Genomic DNA, 23129 nt, shown 5'->3' with positions numbered 1-23129 from the left:
ACGTGACGTCGCCCGGCCGGCCCCACACCCGCACGAACTGCGACCGGAACGAGCGAAGGGAGACTCAGACCGACGCGCCGAGCGGACTGACCTCACGAGCGTCGGCCCGCGCCACGGACCGGACGCTGATCAGGTGCAGCACCAGGGTCAGCGCGACGATTCCGGCAGACAGCAGCGGCAGCCGGTCGGCGGCGACTCCGACGGTCAGCGCCAGACCGCCGAGGGCACTGCCCAACGCGCTGCCCATCGACATCGCACTGCCGTTGAGCGCGAGCACGAACGCCGCCGATTCGGGCGCCATCGCGCCCAGACGCGCCTGCAGCGGCACCCCGGATCCGCCGTTGAAGAACGCGCAGGCGACGAACCACAGCACCGCGGCGGTCGCTCCGAGCACACCGGGAAGGAGGAGTCCGGCCGCGCCCAGGAGCGCCGCGACGATGAGCGAGCCGATGATCAGGGTGATCACGCGGGTCGGCGAGATGCGGTCGGTGAGGTGCCCCGAGATGATGTTGCCGGCCAGGCTCACGATCCCGTACCCGAACATCACGGCGATCATCCCGAATCCGTCTCCCACCCGGGGGACGAAGATCAGCGTCGCGTAGGTGAAGCAGAAGTAGCTCGCGCACATGAGGCCGGCCGGGATCAGCAGGGCGAAGAGAATGTTCCCCTGCGTCAACGGCCGAAGGGATTCCCGCAGCTTCAGCGGCGGAAGGTGCAGGCGCGGCACTCTCAGGATGATCCCGACGAGTGCTGCGGTTCCGGCACCCACGACCATGAACAATGGAACGCGCCAGTCCTGCTGGCCGACCACGAGCCCGATCGGCACACCCAGTGCGGTGGCCGCCAGCCATCCGCCCATGACGAGCGACAACGCGCGCCCGCGGCGCTCGGGCCGCGCCTTCGCGATCACGTAGGCGGCGATCACGGCGTTCAGCAGCCCGCCGCCCAGGGCGGAGATCACGCGACCGGTCATCGCCCACGCGTAGGAAGGCGCGAGGGCGACGATGAGGTTGCCGACGACGAACACGGCCAGCGAACCGATGATGGTGGCCTTGCGCTCCCAGCGCCCGGTCAGCGCGCCGAGCAGAGGTCCGGCGACGGCACCGGTGAACGCGAACACCGTCATGAGCTGCCCGGCGGCCGCCTCGGTGACCTCGAAGTCGTCGGCGATCTGCGGCAGGAGCCCGGCGAGCACATACCCGTCGATCCCCATCGAGAAGGTCGCCACGGCCAACCACAGCAACGCCCCGACACCCGCGCTCCGGGTCTCATCCATCTTCTGCACCCGATCATCTAAGCAGAGGCCTGGGACCCGAGGGCCCGTTTTAGTAAATCGTCCTGCTATATATAGGCACCCCAGACTCTGCCCCGGCATCCGTCTCGGCATCCGCCCCGTTCACAGAGCGCAAAGGGTTCGATTCCAGACCAAGATCGAGCCCTTTGCGCTCCGTGAACGCGGGAGGAGGGCTACCGCGACAGCCCCACCGCGAGGTCGATGAACAGTGCGGCCGACCAGCCGAAGGCGGTGGTCGCACGGTCGGCCTTCTGGCCGGTGCGCGGATTGAAGTACTCGTGCGGACCGCCGCCGTGGACGACGAGCGCCACTTTACAAAACGCAGAGGTTGTCAAGAGGTGCCTCGTTGGCTCACCCACCGACGCTGGCGCAGAATGTCTCCATGAGCGCATCCGACCCGCACCTGATCGGCCCCGGCCTGCTTCCTACTCCCTTCACCGCCGCCGCGATCCGCGACGCCACCGGCGCGGGAAAGACGATCAGACTGCGTGTCGAACTGCCGGACGGATCGTCTTTCGAGCGGGTGAACCGGTTTCGGGAGACGGATGCCGAGGGCGCGACGCTCGACCGCTGGAACAGCGAAACACCGGATGACGTCGCCTCCGGGCGGGTCACCTGGGTCGAGCTCCAGGGCCACGCTGCTTTCCCTGCCGAGCGCACCACCCTGTCGACCGAGACCCTGGAGCTGCCGATCGGACGAGTGGAGTGCCTGCGCTACGTCACGCGCGATGCGCCGGACACTGAGCCGGAGACGTTCTGGTTCTCGATCGCCCACCCGGGGATGCCGGTGCGCTACGAGGCGCCGGCCGATGGCGGCGTGATCCGGACCATCGTCGTGAGCATCGAGCGGGACTGACGACGGTTCACTCGAGCACACAAAAGGGCGGGCCCGGTTCCCCGGCGCCCGCCCTCTCGATTCAGCGTCGACCTCAGTGACCGGCACCGCCGACCACGACGAACTCGTTCGGCACGACGTCCAGATCGGCCGTGGCCACCGACTCACCGGTGTGCAGGTCGATCGCGTGGATCTTCTTCGCCGCCGGCTCGGTCACGTACGCGATGTCGCCGACCACGCGCAGGCCGGGGTGCGGCTGCTGCCACTCCCCCGGGCTCTCCCAGGGCTCGATGACGCTCCACGAATCCTGAACCGCGCCGGCTTCGTCGAGCAGGTACAGCGAACCGTCCGCGCCCAGCACGACGATGTTGTCATGGCCGTCGCGGCCGACACCACGCCAGGTGTACTCGACGCCGTCCGGCAGTTCGACGACGGACAGCGCGTTCGCCTTCGTGTCGACGATGGCGAGTTCGGAGAGCAGGTACCCCTCCTGGTCGGGATCGGACTTGTAGTCGCCGACCGCGATGGAGCTCGTCTCGGTGACGTAGGCGTTGCCGGTGCGGCCGAACTCATCGGGCGCGTCGAGCTTCGTGAAGGCGCCGTCGGCGAAGAGCAGCACGCCGTCCTCGCAGCCGAACATGATGACCTCACCCTTCAGCGCACCTTCGCCGTGCACGGACGGGCACTGCTCGTTGCGGGCGAGCTCGGAGCCGTCAGCGGCGAGGTGGCGCACACCGCTGCGGGTGTCGGGCGTCCCGATCGTCGAGAGCACGGAGCCGTCGGACAACTCGATCGCGACCCCGTGGTGAGCGGACTCCGAGGAGAGCGTGTCGGCCTCGGGCAGCGTACCGCTGCCGATGTCGTCGGTGTCGAAGATGCGCACCTCGCCGGTGCCGTCGTCGAAGAGCGCCGTGCGCCCGGCGTGCGGAACGACGTGGCCGGCCGCGATGGCATCGAACACCTCTCCGGTGAACTCCACCCCTCCGGAGGCGAGGCCGGTGCCGAGCACATGGAAACCGTCCTCCGCCGTGACGAAGACGTGTCCGTCGTGGTCGCCGGCGCTGTTGACGCGAAGGAATCCATCGCGTTCCACGCCGCCGACGGTTTCGAGGGTCTCGCCGTCGAGCACGAGGATGCCGCCGTCATAGGAGACCGCGACGCGGGTGTCGCCTTCGTGCTGGTGCTCGGCGGAGGCGTCGGGATCGCCGGATCCGGATGCCGATGGCGCCGGAGTCGCGCATCCGGCGAGCGCGACGACGGCGAAGGCCGCGAGGGCCCCGGCCGCGAAGCGGGTGCGGGCAGGTCGGAACATGGTGTTCTCTCTTTCTTCTGTGGTGTGGGGGCGCGGCGTCTCAGCCGACCTGCTGGAGGAACCAGGGCTGCAGGTCGGCGAAGGTCCGGGTGACGACCGCGCCGTCGCGATGATCGATCTCATGGACCGCTCCCGCCGCGGGGTCGGTGAGGTAGGCGTGGTCGGCGTCGACGATCAATCGCACGCGTTCGCGAAGGGCGGGGTCGCTGACGGATGCGGCGACCAGCGGTTCGGTGCGGGCGAGCACGGCGCCGTCGGCGGCGAGCACGCGTACGCGTCCGCCGGCGTCGACCACGACCGTCCGATCGGCGTCGTCGCCGATGGCCACGGCGCGCACCAGAGGTTCGTCCGAGGGAAGCAGCGTCCAGGTGCGCTGCCGCACGTCCAGGAGCCAGGCGCCCTGCGTACCGGCGACGCCGGCGAGATCGGGCCGATCGGGGCGGCCGGACAGCTCGGCGACCGGAGTCGCCCCCTCGGGATACGGGATGGCTTCAGCGACGACCTCGCCCCCGGTCTCGCGAGTGAAGAGCACGGCGCCGGTGGTGCAGGCGAAGACCGCGCCCACACGGGTGGTGTCGGCATCCGTCACTCCCGGGCACGGCATCCCCCGATCCGGCTGGAGGGCCCCGGAGTCGTCGACGACCTCGATCGCGGCGGAATCGGATGCCACGAGCAGATGTCCGGCGAAGGGAAGAACCGGGCCAGCGGGTGCGAGCGGGGCAGCGCTGCGCGGCGGGTCGACGAGATCACCGTCGAGGTCGTCGTGGGTGAGATCGACGAGGTCTCCGTCTTCGCCGAACAACGCGATACGACGGTCACCCACGCCGACGGTGACCGCGCCGGCACCGTCGATCGCCCCGAGGGTGCGCGCCTCGGTCTGGAACGAGTGCGAGTGGTCTCCGTGAGGCATGGTCCAGCGACCGGTGTCGACGACGTCGACGGCAGTGCGCGCGCCGTCCTGGCGGGTGACGGCGATGAAGCGCCCATCGCCCTGGACGCTCGCGACGCCTGCTCGAGCCTTCGCGAGCACCGAACGGTCCTGAGTCGCCAGGTCGATGAGAGTCAGTTCGCCGTTCTCGTCGCCGACGACCAGGGCACGTGCCGGCTCTGCGATCTCGCCGACCCCTTCGATGTCACTGGTGCGCGGCGCGGCGTCGGGCGTCGGTGCAGCAGACGGCGCACACGCCGAGACGGCGAACGCCGTGAGGAGCGCGGCGGGCAGGAGAACGAGGCGGCGGTGAGCGATGCGATGCATAGAATGCCCACCTTATTGAGAAGGGTTATCAATATCAATTCGGTGAGGGTGGCGTCGTCGCTTTCGACCGCCGACCCGACGACTCGCGGATGACCGAGCGGCGAAGTCGGAGGCCCGGCGTAGGGTCGGAGCATGAGCAGCTCAGCATCTGCAGAACGTCACGGGGTCGTCCCGTCCTACCTGCTCGCGCGTCTCGCCGAATCCGGCCGATTCCCCCGCGCCGCCGCTGCGGCGCGACAGACGCTGACCAGCGGGCGCCCTCCTTTCCGGGCACGCATCGACCTGTCGATCGACGAGAACGGCGACCTCGTCGCACAGCTCTCCGACGCCCCGAACCGCACGATCAGCGATGCCGGCAACACGCAGCAGCTTCCGGGCGCCGTGGTGCGCAACGAAGACGATCCGCCGGTGGCCGACACCTCGGTGAACGAGGCGTTCGATGGCCTCGGTGCGACCTTCGAGCTGTTGCTGTCAGCCTTCGGCCGCAACTCGCTCAACGACGCCGGAGCCCCGCTCGACGCCACGGTGCACTACGGCGTCGACTACGACAACGCGTTCTGGGACGGCGAGCGCATGGTCTTCGGCGACGGCGACGGCGAGGTGTTCCGCGGGTTCACCGGTTCGATCACGGTCATCGGGCACGAGCTGGCGCACGGCGTCATCCAGCACACCGCGAACCTCGAGTACCAGGGCCAGCCCGGCGCTCTGAACGAGTCGATCGCCGACGTCCTCGGCGCCCTGACCGAGCAGTTCCTCCTCGACCAGACGGCTGATGCGGCGACATGGCTGATCGGCGCCGAGATCTTCACCGACGCCGTCGAGGGCAAGGCACTGCGTTCCATGCTCGAGCCGGGCACCGCCTACGACGACGATGAGCTGGGCAAGGATCCGCAGCCGGCGCATATGAGCGACTTCGTGCAGACCACGGAAGACAACGGCGGCGTGCACATCAACTCCGGCATCCCGAATCGCGCCTTCGCCCTGTTCGCGCGCGACCTCGGCGGCAACGCCTGGGAGCGGGCCGGAACCGTCTGGTACCGCGCGCTGACCGGAGGGTTGTCGAGCACCGCCACCTTCACGGAGTTCGCCGACGCCACGGTCGCCGCCGCCTCCGCGCTCGATTCTGCGCACAGCAGCGATCCCGCTGGGCGTGCGAAGACCGCGGATGCCGCTCGACGCGCGTGGCGCGCCGTGGGAGTCTATGAGGATGAGCGAGTCCCCTCCACTCGGTGAGGAGCGCGAGCCGACTGCGGAGCGCGAGCCGACTGCGGAGCGCGAGCCGACTGCGGAGCGCGAGCCGACTGCGGAGCGCGAACCGGACGACCTGGGACCGGCGCGCGGTCGGAAGCCGTCCGGCCAGGGCGGCACGGTCGTCATCGCGGTCGTGCGCATGGGCGGCATCGCGGGCATCTCTCGTCGCTGGCAGGTCGAAGCCGAGCCCGCCGAGGCCCCCCAGTGGATCGCGCTCATCGACCAGTGCCCCTGGGATCAGACCTCGAACGACCAGCCCGGCGCCGATCGATTCGTCTGGAGCATCCGCGCCAGGACGCCGTCGGAGCGCAGGGAGCAGGACGTCCCGGATTCGGAGCTCTCCGGCCCGTGGCGCGAGCTCGTCGATGCGGTGCGCAAGGCGAAGGGCTGAGCGGCCTACGCTGTTCCTGGAATCCGTGACGGACCAGGAAAGAGAGATCGAATGCTCACCGCCGACGAAGCCACCCGCCTCCTCCAGCATGCGACAGACGCCCGCACCCGAGGCGATCTGCTCCTCCACCTGCAGGTCGAGGTCAGCCGCCTCACCGGCGAGGCGTCATCGTGGGGCTCCGCCGAGAACGCCCTCGCGAGCAACGAGAGCATCGGCTACTTCCTCAGCCAGGTCGAGGGGATCGGCTGGCGTCTCGAGCACACCGGATACACCTTCGTCGAAGCAGGAGCCACGACCTCGGCCCGGATGCTGAGCACCGGAACGGGTGTCGTCAACCACGGCGCCGTGGCGGGCTACTTCACCTTCCGCCGGGTCTGACGACACCGTCGCCGACCCCGGCACTGCGGTGCTCATCCGCGCACGTAGACATTTCGGTTAATGATCAGTAATCTAAATTCCGTCCGATCATTGCCGATGGAGGGTCACCGTGCCGAACGCGTCTGCCTACCGTGAGCTCGTCGACGAGCTCCGCGAACGGACGGCCACGGCCCGCCTCGGCGGGCCCGCGAAGTCCCGCGAGAAGCATGTCGCCCGCGGCAAACTGCTCGCGCGCGACCGCGTCGACCAGCTCCTCGACGTCGGCAGCCCCTTCCTCGAAGTCGCCCCGCTCGCCGGCTACGACCTCTACGGTGGCGACTGCCCATCCGGCGGCGTGGTCGCCGGCGTCGGACTGATCCACGGCCGGCACGTGATGGTCGTCGCCAACGACGCCACGGTGAAGGGCGGCACCTACTACCCGATCACGGTCAAGAAGCACCTGCGCGCGCAGGAGATCGCCGCCGAGAACCGGCTCCCCTGCGTCTACCTGGTCGATTCCGGCGGCGCCTTCCTGCCGATGCAGGACGAGGTCTTCCCCGACCGCGATCACTTCGGGCGCATCTTCTACAACCAGGCGCGGATGTCGCGCGACGGCATCCCGCAGATCGCGGCGGTCCTCGGCTCGAGCACCGCCGGCGGCGCCTACGTCCCCGCGATGAGCGACGAGACGGTGATCGTCCGCGGCCAGGGCACGATCTTCCTCGGCGGACCGCCCCTGGTGAAGGCCGCGACCGGTGAGGTCGTTACGGCGGAAGAACTCGGCGGAGGCGAGGTGCACACCCGCGTCTCCGGCGTCGCCGATCACCTCGCCGAGAACGACGCCCATGCGCTGCAGATCGTCCGCGACATCGTTGCGACGCTCCCGCCGTCGCCCGCCTACGTCGTTGCCCCCGAAGAAGAGGTCGCTGCACCGGCATCCGTCGACCTGCTCGATGTGGTCCCGGTCGAGCTGACCGTGCCCTACGACGCCCGCGAGATCATCCGCGCGGTCGTCGACGGCGGCGAGTTCGCCGAGTTCAAGCGCGAATACGGCACGACCCTGATCACCGCGTTCGCGCGGATCCACGGGCACCGGGTCGGCATCATCGCGAACAACGGCGTGCTCTTCGGCGAATCGGCCGAGAAGGGTGCGCACTTCATCCAGCTTTGCGACCAGCGCCGCACCCCGCTGGTGTTCCTGCAGAACATCACCGGCTTCATGGTCGGCCGCGAGTACGAGGCCGGCGGCATCGCCAAGCACGGCGCCAAGATGGTCAACGCCGTCGCCTGCGCCACCGTGCCGAAGCTCACCGTCGTCGTGGGCGGATCCTTCGGTGCCGGCACGTACTCGATGTGCGGCCGCGCCTACTCGCCGCGCTTCCTCTGGCTCTGGCCAGGCGCGCGCGTCTCGGTGATGGGCGGACCGCAGGCGGCATCCGTGCTCTCGACCGTCCGTCGCGACCAGATCGAAGCCGCCGGCGGCACCTGGTCGGCCGAGGACGAGGCTGACTTCCAGGCTCCGATCCGCGCCGCCTACGACACGCAGGGCAGCCCATACTACTCCACCGCTCGCCTGTGGGATGACGGCATCATCGAGCCGGACCAGACCAGAGACGTGCTCGGCCTCGCGCTCGACGTCATCATGCGGGCCCCCTTCGACCAGCCGGGCTACGGCGTCTTCAGGATGTGAGTGAAGTGTTCGATACCGTCCTCATCGCCAATCGCGGCGAGATCGCCTGCCGCATCATCGCGACGCTGCGCCGTCTCGGCATCCGTTCGGTCGCCGTCTACAGCGATGCGGATGCCGGCGCTCGCCATGTCGCGCTGGCCGACGTCGCCATCCGGATCGGTCCGGCGCCTGCGGCGCAGAGCTACCTGAGCATCGACGCCGTGATCGCCGCCGCCCGCGAGACCGGGGCGCAGGCGATCCATCCGGGCTACGGTTTCCTCGCCGAGAACGCCGAGTTCGCGCAGTCGTGCGCCGATGCCGGCATCGTCTTCATCGGGCCGACGCCCGAGGCGATCCGCACGATGGGCGACAAGATCACCGCGAAGAACACGGTCTCCGCCCGCGATGTGCCGACAGTCCCCGGCATCGCGCGCGTCGGGTTGGCGGACGCCGACCTCATCGACGCGGCGCCGGGCATCGGCTACCCGCTGCTCATCAAGCCTTCGGCCGGCGGCGGCGGCAAGGGCATGCACGTCGTCTCCGAAGCCGGCGAACTGGCGGCGGCGATCGCCGCCGCGCGCCGTGAGGCACAGGCCAGCTTCGGCGATGACTCGCTGTTCCTGGAGCGCTACCTCACGACACCCCGGCACATCGAGGTGCAGGTGCTCGCCGACCGGCACGGCAATGTGATCCACCTCGGCGAGCGCGAGTGCTCGTTGCAGCGACGCCATCAGAAGGTCATCGAAGAGGCGCCGTCGCCGCTGCTCGACGAGACGACCCGCGCCGCGATCGGTCTCGCCGCGTGCGAGACCGCCCGCAGTGTCGCCTACGAGGGCGCCGGCACAGTCGAGTTCATCGTCGAGGCGACTCGGCCGGACGAGTTCTTCTTCATGGAGATGAACACCCGGCTGCAGGTGGAGCATCCGGTCACCGAGCAGATCAGCGGCATCGATCTCGTCGAGCAGCAGCTGCGTATCGCGGCGGGCGAGGTCCTGGCCATCGCCCAGGACGATGTCGTGCTGAACGGCCACAGCATCGAGGCACGCGTCTACGCCGAGGACCCGACGGCGGGCTTCCTGCCCACCGGCGGTCACGTCGACCTGGTCTCGCATCCGGCCGGGCCCGGCATCAGGGTGGACACCGCCATCGACACCGGACTCGACGTCTCGATCGACTACGACCCGATGCTGGCCAAGGTCATCGCCTGGGGCGCGACCCGCGATGAGGCCCGGCGCCGCCTGGTGCGCGCACTCGACGAGACGGCCGTCTTCGGGTTCCCGGTGAACGTGGAGTTCATGCGCCTGCTGCTCGAGCTGCCCGAGGTGGTCGCCGGCGATCTCGACACCGGCCTGATCGCCCGACGGCTCGACGACATCGCGTTCGCCGAGGCCGACGACCGGGTCTTCGCCGAGGCGGCATTGCTGCTCGACTCTGCGGCACCGGTCGGCGGTGACCCATGGCGACGGCATGACGGCTGGCGTCTCGGGGATGCGGCGCCGCGGCGCTATGCGCTGCACTCCGGCGTGCACCGTCGCGTGGCCTTCGTGTCCGGATCGGGTACCGGACTCTCGGTGCGGGTCGAGCAGGTCGGCGACGAGCCTGCGGAGGACGCCGCCCCTGTCGCGGCATCCGTCCGCCCGCGCGGCGACCACCGGTACACGATCGACATCGCCGGCGAGGCGCGCACGATCTCGGCGATGACATCGACCGGTCGGGTCGCCGTCGCACACGGCGGCGCGGTCTTCGACGTCGCCGTCGAGCGCCTCGCACACGGCGCCGGCGACGATGCGGCGAGCGTCCCCCAGCTCGATTCACCGATGCCGGGCACCGTCGTGCTGGTGTCAGTCGAGAACGGCGCGCACGTCGAGGAGGGCGATCCGGTGATCGTCGTCGAGGCCATGAAGATGGAGCATGTGCTGCGCGCCGGCGTCTCCGGCACCGTGTCGTTGCGCGCCGCTCAGGGCGATACCGTGTCGCGAGGGCAGACACTCGCCGTCATCACCCCCGCGGCTTCCGCCGACGACGGTGACGCCGACGACAGTGACGAGAAGGAGCAGCGATGAGTGGCCAGCGCATCGAGCAGCGCGGACTCTACTTCGAGGAGTTCGAAGAGGGATCGGTGTACCTGCACCGCCCCGGTCGCACGGTCACCGAGGCCGACAATGTCCTCTTCACGACGCTCACGATGAACACGCAGGCGCTGCATCTGGATGCCGCCTGGAGCGCCGGCACCGAGTTCGGCGAGCGCGTGGTGAACAGCATGTTCACCCTGTCGACCCTGGTCGGGCTCTCGGTGTCGCAGCTGACCATGGGCACGATCGTCGCGAACCTCGGCTTCAGCGACGTATCGTTCCCCGCGCCCGTCCGCGTCGGCGACACCCTGTACGCCGAGACGCTGATCGTGTCGAAGCGGCGCTCGTCGTCGCGGCCCACCCAGGGCATCGTGCAGTTCGCGCACACCATGCGCAACCAGGACGGCGCGGTCGTCGCCGTCGCGACCAGGTCGACGCTGATGCAGTGCCTGCCCGCGGCATCCGAGGCCGAGCCGGCATCCGAGGAGTCCTGATGAACGGTCCCGCTCTCCTGTTCTGCCCCGGCGACCGCGGCGACCGGTACGAGAAGGCGCTCGCGGCGGCCGACTCGGTCATCCTCGACCTCGAAGACGCCGTGGCGCCCGACGACAAGCCCGCCGCGCGGGAGCAGGTGGCGGCATCCACTCTCGATCCCGCCCGTGTGATCGTGCGGGTGAATCCGGCGACCACCGCCGAGCATCCGCTCGACCTCGAGGCACTGGCCCGCACCGAGTACCGCACCGTGATGCTCGCCAAGACCGAGAGCACCACCGACCTCGATGCTCTGCACGCCGGCGGCTACCGGGTGCTCGCGCTCTGCGAGACGGCGACCGGCGTCGAGCGCGCGGGCGAGATCGCTGCGCATCCGGCCGTAATCGGCCTGATGTGGGGCGCGGAGGACCTGATCGCGAGCATGGGCGGGCGCTCGAGCCGCTACGACGACGGCCGCTACCGCGACGTCGCCCGCTACGCGCGTTCACGGGTGCTCGTCGCCGCGAAGGCCGCCGGGAAGCTCGCCATCGACGCAGTGCACGTCGACATCGCGGACACCGCTGGTCTTCAGGACGAGGTGTCGGATGCCGCCGCCAGCGGCTTCGACGCCACGGCCTGCATCCACCCGTCGCAGGCCGCCGTCATCCGCGACGGATTCGCCGCGACGCCGGAAGAGGCCGCATGGGCCGAGCGCGTGCTCGCCGAAGCCGACGTGCAGCCCGGGGTATTCCGCTTCGAGGGGAAGATGGTCGACGAGCCCGTGCTGCGCCAGGCCCGCGCGATCCTCGGGCGTTAGTCCCGCCGTTCCACCCGGCGTACGTCAGCCTGCCTGCCTGCTCGCCTGCCTGCCCGCCTGCCCGCCTGCCTGCCTGCCTGCCTGCCCGAACCTCGCAGAACAGCAGCAATCTCGCAGACATCCGCCGCATCTCTGCGAAGTTCGCGCAGATCTGCGAAGTTCGCGTCGCACCCGAAGCCAGCAGGGGACGCAGATTGCCGCTTCCCATCGGACGACGCGGCAATGTGTGCCCCTTCCCCGCGCGAAAGGCACCGCCCGAAGCCAACAGGGGACGCAGATTGCCGCTTCTGGTCGCGTGAGGCGGCAGTACGCGACCCCTCCCGAGGAGAGAGAGCCCAGAGACCTCAGGAGGCGGCGAGCACGCGCAGCGCCGACGACGCGAGGATGTCACGCACGTCGTCAGACTCGGCATTGTCGGGATTGTGCGAGGTTGAGTTGAGCAGGCCGAAGACCGCGTGCATGACGATCTGCAGGTGCGCGGTCGGCACGGCGGGGCGGATGCGGCTGACGACGTCGACCCAGAGGTTGAGGTACTGGCGCTGCAGCATCCGCACGCGCCGGTTCGCCTCGTCGGGAAGAGTGCCGAGCTCGCGATCCTGCACGCGGATGATGTCGCGATGCGCGAGCGCGAATTCGAGATGGAAGTCCACCAGGTCGCGCAGCAGCACCTCGTCGGAATCGTGGGGCTTCTCGACGATGTCTTTGCCCCCTTGCAGGAGGTACTCGCTGATGCCGAGCAGGATCTCCTCGAGCATCGCCTCCTTGCTCGGGAAGTGCCGGTAGAGCGCCGGTCCGCTGACGCCGATCGCCGCTCCGAGTTCACCGATGGAGACGGCGTGGAATCCGCGCTCGGCGAAGAGCCGCGCGGCGGCGTCGAGGAACCGCCGGCGCGTCCGCGCCTTGCCCGTTGCTCGCGCCGTTGCCATCACGTCCTGATGCTACCGCCCCCTGGACATTCCGGTAAACGGTCGATAACCTATATTTCAGTTATCGATCGTTTACCAAGCGTGCCCGAGGGAAAGTGGGTCCCCATGTCCGAGTCGCTGCAGTCCGAGCTTCCCGACGAGTACCGCCAGCTGTCGGCCGCCGTGCGCGACTTCACGAACGAGGTCGTCGCTCCCGTCTCGGCGAAGCACGACCGGGAGCACTCGTTCCCCTACGAGGTCGTGGCCGGGATGGCCGAGATGGGCCTGTTCGGTCTGCCGTTCCCCGAGGAGTACGGCGGCATGGGTGGCGACTACTTCGCCCTCTGCCTCGCCCTCGAAGAGATCGCGAAGGTCGACCAGAGCGTGGCGATCACCCTTGAGGCCGGAGTCTCGCTCGGTGCGATGCCGGTGTACCGCTTCGGCACCGAGGAGCAGAAGCAGCAGTGGCTCCCCCAGCTCGCCTCGGGTGAGGCGCTCGGCGCCTTCGGTCTGACCGAACCGGATGCCGGCAGCGACGCCAGCGGCACCCGCACCACCGCGAAGGAAGACGGCGACGAGTGGGTGATCAACGGCAGCAAGCAGTTCATCACGAACTCCGGCACCGACATCACCTCTCTCATCACACTCACCGCGGTCACCGGCGAGACGGCCAAGGGCAAGGAGATCTCCACGTTCCTGGTTCCCGCCGGCACCCCGGGGCTGACGGTCGCGCCGCCCTACGACAAGGTCGGCTGGAACGCCTCCGACACGCACGGCCTCGCCTTCGACGACCTGCGGATCCCGAGCGAGAACCTCCTCGGCGAGCGCGGCCGCGGCTACGCGAACTTCCTGCGCATCCTCGACGAGGGGCGCATCGCGATCGCCGCGCTCGCGGTCGGGGCGGCACAGGGATGCGTCGACGAGAGCGTCCGCTATGCGAAGGAGCGCCACGCCTTCGGCACGAACATCGGCAGCCACCAGGCGATCGCCTTCAAGATCGCTCGGATGGAGGCGCGCGCCCACGTCGCCCGTCGTGCCTACTACCAGGCGGCTGCTCTGCTGCTGGCCGGCAAGCCGTTCAAGCAGGAGGCGGCGATCGCGAAGCTCGTCGCGAGCGAGGCCGCGATGGACAACTCCCGCGACGCGACGCAGATCTTCGGCGGCAACGGCTTCATGAACGAGTACCCGGTCGCTCGGCACTACCGCGACTCGAAGATCCTCGAGATCGGCGAGGGCACGACCGAGGTCCAGCTGATGCTGATCGCGCGCGGCCTCGGACTCTGAACGGGCGAGTAGGCTCGCCCCCATGAGCACGAATGACGCGGTCATCGTCGCCGCGAAACGTACCGCGGTCGGCGTCGGCAAGCCCGAGAAGGGCGCCCTGTCCGGCATCCATTCGGTCGATCTCTCCACCTACCCGATCCGCGCGGTCCTCGCCGAGACCGGGATCGATCCGGCGCTGATCGACGACGTCATCTGGGGGTGCGTGTCGCAGGTCGGCGAGCAGTCCTTCAACGTCGGGCGCAACGCCGTGCTCGCGGCCGGGCTTCCGGAGTCGGTGCCGGGCCGGACGGTCGACCGACAGTGCGGATCCTCACAGCAGGCGATCCAGGATGCCGCGGCATCGCTCATCGCCGGGTACGCCGACGTCGTGATCGCCGGCGGCGTCGAGGTGATGTCCCGTACGCCGATGTTCTCCAGCACCGGCGGCCTCGACCCCTTCGGCACGCTCATGCACGAGCGGTACCCGAACCTGGGGAACCAGGGCGTCGGCGCCGAGCTGATCGCCGCGAAGTGGGGTCTCAGCCGCACCGATCTCGACAGCATCGCGGTCGAGTCGCATGCGCGGGCGGCGGATGCCGTGCAGCGCGGACTCTTCGCAGAGGAGATCGTTCCGGTCGGTGACGTGGTCACGGATCAGGGCATCCGCCCCGGGAGCACGCTCGAGAAGCTGGCGACGTTGCCGAGCCCGTTCGTCGAGAACGGGCTCGTGACGGCGGGCAACGCCTCGCAGATCTCCGACGGTGCGGCGGCCGTGCTCATGATGACGAGCGCGAAGGCCGCGTCTCTGGGACTGACGCCGATCGCCCGGGTGCACAGCGTCGCCGTGGTCGGATCGGACCCGATCATGATGCTGACCGGTCCGATCGCGGCGACCGCGAAGGTGCTGCAACGGGCCGGGCTCTCGGTCGACGACATCGGAGCGTTCGAGGTGAACGAGGCGTTCGCGTCCGTGCTCGGCGCCTGGCTGCAGGAAACCGGCGCGGACCCGGCGAAGGTCAATCCGCGCGGCGGTGCGATCGCACTGGGGCATCCGCTCGGAGCATCCGGCGCACGACTCACCACGACGCTGCTGCACCACATGCGCGCGAACGGCATCCGCTACGGACTGCAAACGATGTGCGAGGGCGGCGGCATGGCCAACGCCACCATCTACGAACTGCTCTGAGTCAGCGGCCGGCGCAGCGACGGTCGCAGATGGTCGTCTCTCGGCGAATGATGCGACCAAGTACGTCCTCTCCCGGTGCGCTTCCTCCATGCGCGGGTCGCAGATGGTCGCCTCTCGACCGCCGACGCGACCAAGTGCGTCCCCTCACGGCGCGCACCCTCCACACGAGGGTCGCAGATGGTCACCACTGGGCGAACGATGCGACCATGTGCGTCCCCTCACGGTGCCGGCGCGGGAGTTCGGCCCCGCAAAGTCGCCGACGGCGCACGATGGACTCATGGGACTGTTCCAGAACCGACCGGAAGAACAAGAGAACGTGTGGGCCGGCCTGCCCGCGGAGCCGCGCGGCGACGAGGACCAGGTCGATACGCTCTCGACCTCGTCGGTCGACCCGCTGACCGTGGGGCTCGGCGCCTCGGTCAGCTCGATCGTGTTCCCCGTCGCGCCGCCGGCGCCGGAGGCGGTCGTGATCGAGGATGCCGAGCCGAAGGACCCCGAGGACTGAGCTGAGCGCGCAGCGCGCTCTGCGCTCTGCCGGACTTCTGCGCCTTCTTCGCACGAATCCGAGGAATTCCTGCGAAGTTGGTGCGATTCTGCGTGGGAAGCGCACGCCCGGACGCGCCGGAGCACCCACCCGGCCACCGTTACGGTGGAGGGATGACGATCACCGCCGCCGCAGACGGCTCCGCCCTGGGCAATCCGGGCCCGAACGGCTGGGCCTGGTACATCGACGACGCGAACTGGGCGGCGGGCGGATCGCCGCACGGCACGAACAATCAGGGCGAGCTGCAGGCCGTCCTCGAGCTGCTGCGGGCAACAGCCGGCAGTGACGAGAAGCTCGTGATCGAGTGCGACAGCCGCTACGTGATCGACTCGGTGACCAAGTGGATGCCGGGCTGGAAGCGTCGCGGATGGCGCAAGGCCGATGGCGGACCGGTGCTCAACCGCGAGCTGATCGAGGGTATCGACGAGGCGATGCGCGGGCGCGACATCCGTTTCGAGTGGGTGAAGGGGCACGCCGGGCACCCGCTGAACGAGGCCGCCGATGAGCGGGCGAACGCCGCCGCGAAGGCGTACCAGCAGAAGCAGGAACCCCGCCGCGGACCCGGGTTCGTCGGCGCCGGAGGCGCGGGTGCTGCGGTCGCGGCATCGGCGCCCGTCGCGGCCGGGGCAGCCTCCGCACGATCGGATGCCGAGACTTCGGCCGATCGCGGCGCGGATTCCGAGCAGCGCCCGGCCGCATCCGCATCGGTTGCGGCAGCAGCACCGCTCTGGGCGGAGATGTCCGATCTCCTCGACGGCCTCGATGCCCCCCTCGCGGATCCGATCGAGTTGCACCTCACGCTCTCCGGCCCCGAGCACGCCCGCCTGCAGGATCGCGCTGCCGCCCAGGGCGTCTCCCTCGAAGAGGCACTGCGCCGCCTGATCTGAGCCTCGGGTTCATCCCGAGCACACCCTCGTCACCACGGGCACCGTCGGCGACCCCTTCGGCGCGCCCGGAAAGCCGACGGCATCCGATGGGCAGGCGGCCCTTCTTGACAAGATAACTGAGTTGACTCATAATTGAGTACACTCGTTATCTTGATCGAACCCGCGTCCGCGGAGCCGAAGGAGCATCAGCCATGAGAGCGTTCATCCTCTCGAAGTACAAGACCCCACTGCGTGAGGCGGATGTGCCGGAACCCGTTGTCGGCGAGCACGACATCCTCGTTCGGGTGCAGGCCGCCGGCCTCAACCCGCTTGACGAGAAGATCCGCCTGGGTGAGTTCACGGCGATCCTGCCCTACCGGCTGCCGATCACTCTCGGCCACGACGTGGCCGGCGTCGTCATTCGAGTGGGTGCCGCCGTCCGCCGGTTCACGCCCGGCGATGAGGTCTATGCGAGGCCCCGCGACGGACGCATCGGAGGCTTCGCCGAACGGATCGCCATCCACGAAGACGATGCCGCGCTCAAGCCGGCATCGAGCACCATGGACGAGGCCGGCTCGCTACCCCTGGTCGCACTCACCGCATGGCAGGCGCTGGTCGAGCTCGGCGACGTGCACGCGGAGCAGAAGGTGCTCGTGCACGCCGGGGCAGGCGGCGTCGGCTCCATCGCGATCCAGCTCGCGAAGCATCTGGGTGCGTACGTGGCGACCACGGCCAGCGCGTCGAACGCGTCGTTCGTCCGGGAACTCGGCGCCGACCGGGTCATCGACTATCGCAATGAGGACTTCGAGCAGGCACTCAGCGGCTATGACCTCGTCATCGACAGCCTCGGCGGCGAGAACCTCGAGAAGTCGCTCCGCGTCGTGCGCCCCGGCGGAATGGCCATCAGCATCGCCGGGCCACCCACACCCGACTTCGCCAGAGCATCCGGACTCAACCCGCTGCTGCGGATCGCCGTCGCCGGAATGAGCAGCAGGATCCGGAAGCAGGCGAAGCGACTCGGCGTCAGCTATCAGTTCCTCCTCATGCGCGCGAGCGGCGACCAGCTGCGCGAGATCACGGCTCTCCTCGACGGTGGCGTCATCCGTCCCGTCGTCGGACGCGTCTTCCCCTTCGACGAGACCGTCCAGGCCCTCGAGTCTTTAACGGCCGGCGGCATCCGCGGCAAGGCCGTGATCAGCAACCCCTGATCGCGCCTCTGCAGCGCCCGCACCCCACACCATCCCACGAACAAGGAGCACCATCATGAACAGCACATCGAACGAACCCGTCATCACGTCGTACGCCCAGGCGCCGGCCAAGACCATCACCGCGGGAGGCGTCACCTACGCCTACCGCGAGCTCGGCCCGAAGGGCGGCATCCCCGTCGTGTTCTTCGTCCACCTCGCCGCGACGCTCGACAACTGGGATCCTCGGATCATCGACCCCATCGCCCAGCACCGGCACATCATCACCTTCGACCAGCGCGGCGTCGGCGCCTCGAGCGGCACAGTGCCGAGCACGCTGGAGGCGGCAGCCGACGACGCCTACGCGTTCATCACGGCGCTGGGCCACGACACGATCGACGTGTTCTCGTTCTCGATGGGCGGCATGATCGCTCAGGATCTCGTCATCAAGCATCCGAATCTCGTGCGAAGGCTGATCCTGACCGGCACCGGCCCTCGGGGTGGCAAGGACATGGACAAGGTCGTCCGCACAACGTACGGGGATATCGTCCGGGCGACGCTGACCCGCTCGGACCCGAAGGAGTTCCTCTTCTTCAACCGCGATGCCCTGGGCAAGCGTGCCGGCAAGGCGTTCATCCGGCGTCTCTCCGAGCGCACGGTGGATCGGGATGCGGCGATCGGCACGAAGGCATTCCAGACTCAGCTCAAGGCGATCCAGCGTTTCGGTCGCTCGGGTCCCTCCGATCTGTCGCGGATCACGCAGCCGACGCTCATCGCCAACGGCGACAACGACCGGATGGTCCCCTCGGTGCTGTCCGAGGATCTGCACCGGCGCATCGCCGGTTCCGAACTCGTCATCTACCCGAATTCCGGCCACGGCGGCATCTTCCAGTACCACGAGCAGTTCGCGCCGACGGCAGTCGAGTTCCTCACCCGATGACTCGCGCATCCCACGACGCGAGAGCCGAGTTCGGCCCGCTCGACCGCCGTGGGAGAATCGTCAGACGCTATCGATATCGTTCTCGAGGACACCAATGACTGTCGACACCCCCGCACTGGGTCGGCGCGAGCGCAACAAGCTCGACAAGCTCGAGCGCATCACCGCGGCGGCGAGCGAACTCTTCGCAGACCGCGGGGTCGACGATGTCACGACGCAGGAGATCGCCGACCGCGCCGACATCGGCACCGGAACGCTCTTCCTCTACGCGAAGACGAAGGGCGAGCTCCTGCTGCTCGTGCAGAACTCGATGTACGCCGCGGCGCTCGAGCAGGGTCGCACCGATGCCGCGGCCACGCAGACCGTGCATGACGGCGCCCTGGCCGTCATCCGTCCGGTCGTCGAGTGCAACCGCAAGCAGATCGACAATGGGCGCACGTACCTCCGCGAGATGGTCTTCGGCGATCCGGAGGAACCGCACCACAGCCAGGCGCTCGACCTCACGAATCAGACCGAGGAGCTCCTCGCCGAGGTCATCGTGCGTGACGGACGAGTGATCCCCGAAGCGGCTCGCACGCTCGCTCATGTCGTCTCGGCGATCATGTTCGTCAGCATGGCTGCGACCGTCAACGCCGAGCGTTCGGTCGCTGAAATCGTCGAAGAGATCGCGGTGCAGATCCGCGAGATCCTGCCGGGCTGACAGGCATCCGCCCTCGCGGTTCACAACCTCAAGAATCTGGCGGACGCAGAAATCCGGCCGATTCCCGAGGGAACCGGCCGGATTCTGAGGAGTTGTGAACGGTCAGACCGTAAGCAGCTCCCGCTCGAGGCGAGCGTACGAGGCCTCCATGCCGTCGGCCATGCCGGTGGCGAGGATCATGTCGCGCGTCTCCTTGTCGGGGTACTCGATGAGGGCGGTGATGAGCGTCGCGCCGTCCTCCTCGTAGAGGTTGAGGTCGTTCAGCGTCTCGGGGCTCGCCATGCCCTGCATCCGCTCGGTCGTGACGGCCCGGCGCGGGGCGTCGATGAGCAGTACTTCACCTTCGAACCCGAAGGGCTGCCCCTCGGTGTCGCCCACGGGTGCCCAGGAATTGCGGTAGCTCTGGCCCGGCTCGGTACCGATGACGCACTCGGTCATCTCCCATCCGTCCGGCCCGAGCATCCACCTGCGCATCAGCTCCTCCTCGTTGAACGCGCGCCAGACCAGCTCACGCGGACCATCGACGAGACGCGTGATGCGCACGTGGGTGTCGTCGAGCAGCTCGACCCGGGTGCCCTTGCCCTGCGCGTAGTCGCGGAGGTCCTGCAGTACGGTGTCGAGCTGAGCCATCGACATCTTCAGACCCTCGACCATGCCCATGCCGACGAGCTGTTCGATCGCTTCGACAGAGGGGAAGTGGCTCGTCGAGACCATGCGGGTGCCCTCAGCAGTCGGCTCGAAGTCGAACGTCATGCGCGTTGCGGGGAAGTCCGCGAGCGGCTTGCCTTCTTCGTCGGCGAAGGTGTCGATCACCTCGAAACGGCTCGGCGCCTCGATCGCGAGGAACTCCCACGACGCCGAGGAGCGCTCGCCCCGGGGCCCGTTCATCGTGTAGTTCGCGCGGCCGCCGACCGTGTGGTCCCAGGAGGTGAACGTCGCCGGCCATCCGGGAGGACCCCAGAAGCGCTCGAGCTGGCGCGGGTCGCTGTAGGCGCTCCAGACCCGCTCGACGGGTGCTGCGAAATCCGCCGTGACCGTCATGGTCAGGTTCTCGGTGTCGGTGGTGACATCGGTGACAGGCATTTCACTCTCCTTGTTCGGTTCGTGCGATGGGGGATGCCGGCGGTTCGGCCAGCAGATCGTCAAGGCGGGCAATACGCGCCCGCCAGAGCTCTTCGTAGCGGGCGAGGAGCGCTTTGGCTCGGGCGATCATCTCGGGATTCGCGCGGACGAGCCGCTCGCGTCCTTCGGCGCGCTTGACGATGAGATTCGCTGCTTCGAGCACGGCCACGTGCTTCTGCACCGCCGCGAACGACATCTCGTAGTCGACCGCGAGGGTCGACACCGACTGCTCTCGCTCGATCGTCCGGCGGAGGATGTCCCGTCGGGTCGAGGCCGCCAATGCGTGGAACACACGGTCGATCTCCGCTTCGCTGAGTTCTCTTTGTACAACCATTTGGTTGTAGGTTACGACGGAGCGGATGCCGTGTCAAGAGGTTCTTCGGCGGGAGCGGGTTGAGGTGAGACAAACACGCATTGCGCGGCACGCGGGCCGATTGAGGTGACTCCCAGCTATTCAGCGAGGGCGATTGCCAGTCGGGGAAGCTCGCGGCCGGGAATGGAACCACTAGGCGAGGCACCAATCCGTCGAGCGCCAAAGCGCAGATAGAACGACTCCGCGCCTGGATCAGCGTCGAGTTCCAGGCGCGTGAACCCTGCGGCCCGCGCGGCGTGCAGCGTGTGCTCGAGCAGCATTCGGCCGCAGCCGGTGCCGATCGCAGACGGATCAATGAACAACGCCGATAGTTCGCCGTCGTTCGGGTCACCTTTCAGAAGGCTGAAGCCAAGAACCGTACCGTCTTGCTCCACGACCCACATCAGCCCTGACCCACAGACCGTCGCATCGAAAGTCAACTCAGCTCGGCACGCTTCAAGAAACTCGGCTGAATACCCCCAGTGACCCTTCGAGCGCAGAGCCAACGCTGAGATCTCTTCATGCTCCTCGGGCCGCGCCTCCCGTATGTGCAAATCACTCACGATTCTCACTATGCACGCCACGGCGTCCAAGACGCCAGCCGCCGGGGATGACGTGCCGCGAACGATGAGCTCGCGCCCCACCTTCGAGCGAGTCGACAAATCTCGATATTCTAGCGCTAGAATAGCCCTCATGACCCTCACCCCGACCGAACTGACGATCCTCGGTCTCATCGCAGAGCAGCCGAGGCACGGCTACGACCTCGAACAGGTGATCGAACAGCGCGGGATCCGCCGCTGGGCAGAGATCGGCTTCTCGTCGATCTACTACGTGCTCACGAAGCTCGAAGGTCGAGGACTCATCGCATCCGACGACACGCAGACCAGCGCCAAGTCCAAGCGGGTGTTCCACGCCACCGCCGCCGGGCTGCAGGCCGCCGAAGAAGGCGCCGTCGCATGCATCGCCGACCAGCGAACCGTCGCGCATCCCATGCTCGTCGGGCTCGCCAACCTGCCGCTGATCTCCGACAAGGACTACCTCGACGCCCTGCAACGACGCCTGACCTGGATCGATGCGCGGATCAGCGCCGTCACGGCCGCCGAGCACTCTCAGGCCCCACTCCCTCACGCCGCCCGCGAAGTCTTCTCCTACTCGCTGAGCCTCCTCCAGGCAGAAAGGGCGTGGCTCGCGACGCGAGTCCAGGTGCCCCATGAATGAATCACGGCCTCGAACGAGCAGTGCCAGGCAGGTCATCGACGGCATCCCCACCTCCGGCGGATTGCATTGCGAGACAACGGCGCTCGGCGTTCTCCTGACGCATGCCGGACTCTCGCTGTCCGAGCCGATGCTGTTCGGCCTGGGCGCAGGACTGTCGTTCATCTATTGGGATTCCAAGCAGCAGGCCCTGCCGTTCCTCGGCGGACGGGTCAAGCCGTTCGCGCTCACCCAGGCCCTGACATCCCGCCTGGGAGTGACCTTGCGTGCGGAGGAGACGACCTCGGCACGGAAGGCATGGGATCACCTGCGCATGACGATCGACCGCGGCATCCCCGTCGGCCTGCAGCTCGACAGCCACGATCTGGAGTACTTCGGATCCCGGGTGCATTTCGCCGGCCACGTCGTCGCCATGTACGGGTACGACGATGACACGGCTTACCTCGTCGACACGGCCCAGCAGGGTGGCGAGGTCTCGACGAGCTTGGAGAGCCTGGCGCGGGCTCGAGCAGCACGCGGGCCGATGTCAGCGCACCACCGCGCCTTCACCGTTGACGTGCCCGTCGCAGCGACACGGCCCGAGCGGATCCGCGAATCGATCGCCCCTGCGATCACTGCCTGCGCGAAGGAGTTCCTCGCACCCCCGATTGCCAACATCGGCAACCGGGGCATCCTCACGACGGCGAAGCGCATTCCGCTGTGGTTCGACCGAGTCGCTGACCCTGCTCGTGATCTCCCCGTCATCGCGATGCTGATGGAGCGGGCGGGCACAGGAGGAGCGCTGTTCCGAAACCTGTATCGGGACTTCCTGACCGAGAGCGTGGAACTCGTCGAACACAGATCCCACGCGGACATCATCGGTGAGGGCGCAGCCCGGTTCGCGGAATCCGCTCTGCTCTGGACACGCGTCTCAGAACTGATCGCCCGCGCCGGCAGCGCGGGCGATGCGGACCACCTGACCGAGGCGGCCGAAGTGCTCCGAGAGATCGCAGCGATCGAGACCGCGGCGATGACGTCACTCGCCTCGCTGGAGAAAGCCTGACGTACGTCGAGGCAGAACAGACACCTTCGGCCAGCCCACACCTCGCGGAATTCTGACCTGAGTGCAGAAAGTGCTCGGCGCGCCACGAG

Annotated in this window: 25 protein-coding genes; 17 read left to right on the top strand and 8 right to left on the bottom strand. The window is 68.3% G+C overall.

Translation table 11 applies throughout. From position 1 onward, the window contains the following. Positions 1-64: 64 nt before the first annotated feature. Complete coding sequence (locus tag MRBLWH12_RS15505) at positions 65-1276, bottom strand: MFS transporter (protein WP_363550547.1); 1212 nt, start codon at positions 1274-1276, stop codon at positions 65-67. A gap of 191 nt (positions 1277-1467) precedes the next feature. Beyond that, on the bottom strand, positions 1468-1629 hold the full coding sequence (locus MRBLWH12_RS15500; protein ID WP_363550546.1) for a hypothetical protein: 162 nt from the start codon (positions 1627-1629) through the stop codon (positions 1468-1470). A 47-nt stretch (positions 1630-1676) separates the two neighbouring features. Between MRBLWH12_RS15500 and MRBLWH12_RS15495 the strand changes: the two genes are divergently transcribed. After that, on the top strand, positions 1677-2150 hold the full coding sequence (locus MRBLWH12_RS15495) for a hypothetical protein (protein ID WP_363550544.1): 474 nt from the start codon (positions 1677-1679) through the stop codon (positions 2148-2150). Between the two features lie 73 nt (positions 2151-2223). Here MRBLWH12_RS15495 and MRBLWH12_RS15490 read toward each other — a convergent pair whose 3' ends face one another. Then, positions 2224-3441 (bottom strand): hypothetical protein, encoded by a 1218-nt coding sequence (locus MRBLWH12_RS15490; protein ID WP_363550542.1) that lies wholly within the window; start codon positions 3439-3441, stop codon positions 2224-2226. A gap of 40 nt (positions 3442-3481) precedes the next feature. Further along, positions 3482-4696 (bottom strand): hypothetical protein, encoded by a 1215-nt coding sequence (locus tag MRBLWH12_RS15485; RefSeq protein ID WP_363550541.1) that lies wholly within the window; start codon positions 4694-4696, stop codon positions 3482-3484. 132 nt (positions 4697-4828) lie between these two features. Between MRBLWH12_RS15485 and MRBLWH12_RS15480 the strand changes: the two genes are divergently transcribed. The 7 genes from MRBLWH12_RS15480 (at position 4829) to MRBLWH12_RS15450 (ending at position 11724) form a co-directional block, all read left to right on the top strand. Next, positions 4829-5929, top strand: a complete 1101-nt coding sequence (locus tag MRBLWH12_RS15480; RefSeq protein ID WP_363550539.1) for a M4 family metallopeptidase — start codon at positions 4829-4831, stop codon at positions 5927-5929. Next, positions 5904-6338: a protealysin inhibitor emfourin gene (locus MRBLWH12_RS15475; RefSeq protein ID WP_363550537.1), complete on the top strand. Its 435-nt coding sequence runs from the start codon at positions 5904-5906 to the stop codon at positions 6336-6338. Before MRBLWH12_RS15480 ends, MRBLWH12_RS15475 begins: the two co-directional genes overlap by 26 nt. A gap of 51 nt (positions 6339-6389) precedes the next feature. After that, entirely contained in the window at positions 6390-6716 is a 327-nt protein-coding gene (locus MRBLWH12_RS15470) for a hypothetical protein (protein ID WP_341976371.1), read from the top strand. A 109-nt stretch (positions 6717-6825) separates the two neighbouring features. Further along, positions 6826-8385 carry a carboxyl transferase domain-containing protein gene (locus tag MRBLWH12_RS15465; protein ID WP_363550536.1) on the top strand — a complete coding sequence of 520 codons (1560 nt, stop codon included), beginning with the start codon at positions 6826-6828 and terminating at the stop codon, positions 8383-8385. Positions 8386-8390: 5 nt separating this feature from the next. After that, the gene (locus MRBLWH12_RS15460; RefSeq protein ID WP_363550534.1) at positions 8391-10427 is read left to right on the top strand and encodes a biotin carboxylase N-terminal domain-containing protein; all 2037 of its coding nucleotides are present in this window, start codon (positions 8391-8393) and stop codon (positions 10425-10427) included. Continuing rightward, the gene (locus MRBLWH12_RS15455) at positions 10424-10930 is read left to right on the top strand and encodes a MaoC family dehydratase (RefSeq protein WP_363550533.1); all 507 of its coding nucleotides are present in this window, start codon (positions 10424-10426) and stop codon (positions 10928-10930) included. Before MRBLWH12_RS15460 ends, MRBLWH12_RS15455 begins: the two co-directional genes overlap by 4 nt. Next, on the top strand, positions 10930-11724 hold the full coding sequence (locus tag MRBLWH12_RS15450; protein ID WP_363550532.1) for an HpcH/HpaI aldolase/citrate lyase family protein: 795 nt from the start codon (positions 10930-10932) through the stop codon (positions 11722-11724). Before MRBLWH12_RS15455 ends, MRBLWH12_RS15450 begins: the two co-directional genes overlap by 1 nt. Before the next feature lie 344 nt (positions 11725-12068). Here the strand turns inward: MRBLWH12_RS15450 and MRBLWH12_RS15445 are convergent, their stop codons facing one another. Next, a complete protein-coding gene (locus MRBLWH12_RS15445) occupies positions 12069-12650 on the bottom strand; it encodes a TetR/AcrR family transcriptional regulator (protein ID WP_363550530.1) in 582 nt (193 codons plus the stop codon). 105 nt (positions 12651-12755) lie between these two features. On the opposite strand from MRBLWH12_RS15445, the gene MRBLWH12_RS15440 reads away from it, so the two are divergent. From MRBLWH12_RS15440 to MRBLWH12_RS15410, 7 genes are all read left to right on the top strand, one after another. Further along, positions 12756-13913 carry an acyl-CoA dehydrogenase family protein gene (locus tag MRBLWH12_RS15440; protein ID WP_363550527.1) on the top strand — a complete coding sequence of 386 codons (1158 nt, stop codon included), beginning with the start codon at positions 12756-12758 and terminating at the stop codon, positions 13911-13913. Between the two features lie 22 nt (positions 13914-13935). Then, on the top strand, positions 13936-15078 hold the full coding sequence (locus tag MRBLWH12_RS15435) for a thiolase family protein (RefSeq protein WP_341976378.1): 1143 nt from the start codon (positions 13936-13938) through the stop codon (positions 15076-15078). A 277-nt stretch (positions 15079-15355) separates the two neighbouring features. Beyond that, positions 15356-15583 carry a hypothetical protein gene (locus MRBLWH12_RS15430; RefSeq protein ID WP_341976379.1) on the top strand — a complete coding sequence of 76 codons (228 nt, stop codon included), beginning with the start codon at positions 15356-15358 and terminating at the stop codon, positions 15581-15583. A 152-nt stretch (positions 15584-15735) separates the two neighbouring features. Continuing rightward, positions 15736-16509, top strand: coding sequence for a ribonuclease H family protein (locus MRBLWH12_RS15425; protein WP_363550524.1), 774 nt, complete (start codon positions 15736-15738; stop codon positions 16507-16509). A gap of 191 nt (positions 16510-16700) precedes the next feature. Then, a complete protein-coding gene (locus tag MRBLWH12_RS15420; protein ID WP_363550522.1) occupies positions 16701-17696 on the top strand; it encodes an NADP-dependent oxidoreductase in 996 nt (331 codons plus the stop codon). Positions 17697-17751: 55 nt separating this feature from the next. Continuing rightward, on the top strand, positions 17752-18612 hold the full coding sequence (locus MRBLWH12_RS15415; RefSeq protein ID WP_363550519.1) for an alpha/beta fold hydrolase: 861 nt from the start codon (positions 17752-17754) through the stop codon (positions 18610-18612). 94 nt (positions 18613-18706) lie between these two features. Beyond that, positions 18707-19309: a TetR/AcrR family transcriptional regulator gene (locus tag MRBLWH12_RS15410; RefSeq protein ID WP_363550516.1), complete on the top strand. Its 603-nt coding sequence runs from the start codon at positions 18707-18709 to the stop codon at positions 19307-19309. Positions 19310-19411: 102 nt separating this feature from the next. Here the strand turns inward: MRBLWH12_RS15410 and MRBLWH12_RS15405 are convergent, their stop codons facing one another. From MRBLWH12_RS15405 to MRBLWH12_RS15395, 3 genes are all read right to left on the bottom strand, one after another. Then, complete coding sequence (locus MRBLWH12_RS15405; RefSeq protein ID WP_363550513.1) at positions 19412-20392, bottom strand: SRPBCC family protein; 981 nt, start codon at positions 20390-20392, stop codon at positions 19412-19414. A 1-nt stretch (position 20393) separates the two neighbouring features. Continuing rightward, on the bottom strand, positions 20394-20765 hold the full coding sequence (locus MRBLWH12_RS15400) for an ArsR/SmtB family transcription factor (protein ID WP_363550510.1): 372 nt from the start codon (positions 20763-20765) through the stop codon (positions 20394-20396). A gap of 116 nt (positions 20766-20881) precedes the next feature. Continuing rightward, positions 20882-21346 carry a GNAT family N-acetyltransferase gene (locus MRBLWH12_RS15395; RefSeq protein WP_363550508.1) on the bottom strand — a complete coding sequence of 155 codons (465 nt, stop codon included), beginning with the start codon at positions 21344-21346 and terminating at the stop codon, positions 20882-20884. Between the two features lie 130 nt (positions 21347-21476). On the opposite strand from MRBLWH12_RS15395, the gene MRBLWH12_RS15390 reads away from it, so the two are divergent. Both MRBLWH12_RS15390 and MRBLWH12_RS15385 read left to right on the top strand, forming a co-directional pair. After that, positions 21477-22001: a PadR family transcriptional regulator gene (locus MRBLWH12_RS15390; RefSeq protein WP_363550505.1), complete on the top strand. Its 525-nt coding sequence runs from the start codon at positions 21477-21479 to the stop codon at positions 21999-22001. After that, a complete protein-coding gene (locus tag MRBLWH12_RS15385) occupies positions 21994-23040 on the top strand; it encodes a BtrH N-terminal domain-containing protein (protein WP_363550503.1) in 1047 nt (348 codons plus the stop codon). The genes MRBLWH12_RS15390 and MRBLWH12_RS15385 overlap by 8 nt, the downstream gene beginning before the upstream one ends. Positions 23041-23129 lie beyond the last annotated feature (89 nt).

Source organism: Microbacterium sp. LWH12-1.2, from assembly GCF_040675825.1.
Lineage (GTDB): Bacteria > Actinomycetota > Actinomycetes > Actinomycetales > Microbacteriaceae > Microbacterium.
Note: the sequence above shows the minus strand (reverse complement) of the source record. Positions and strands in the feature narration are given on the sequence as shown.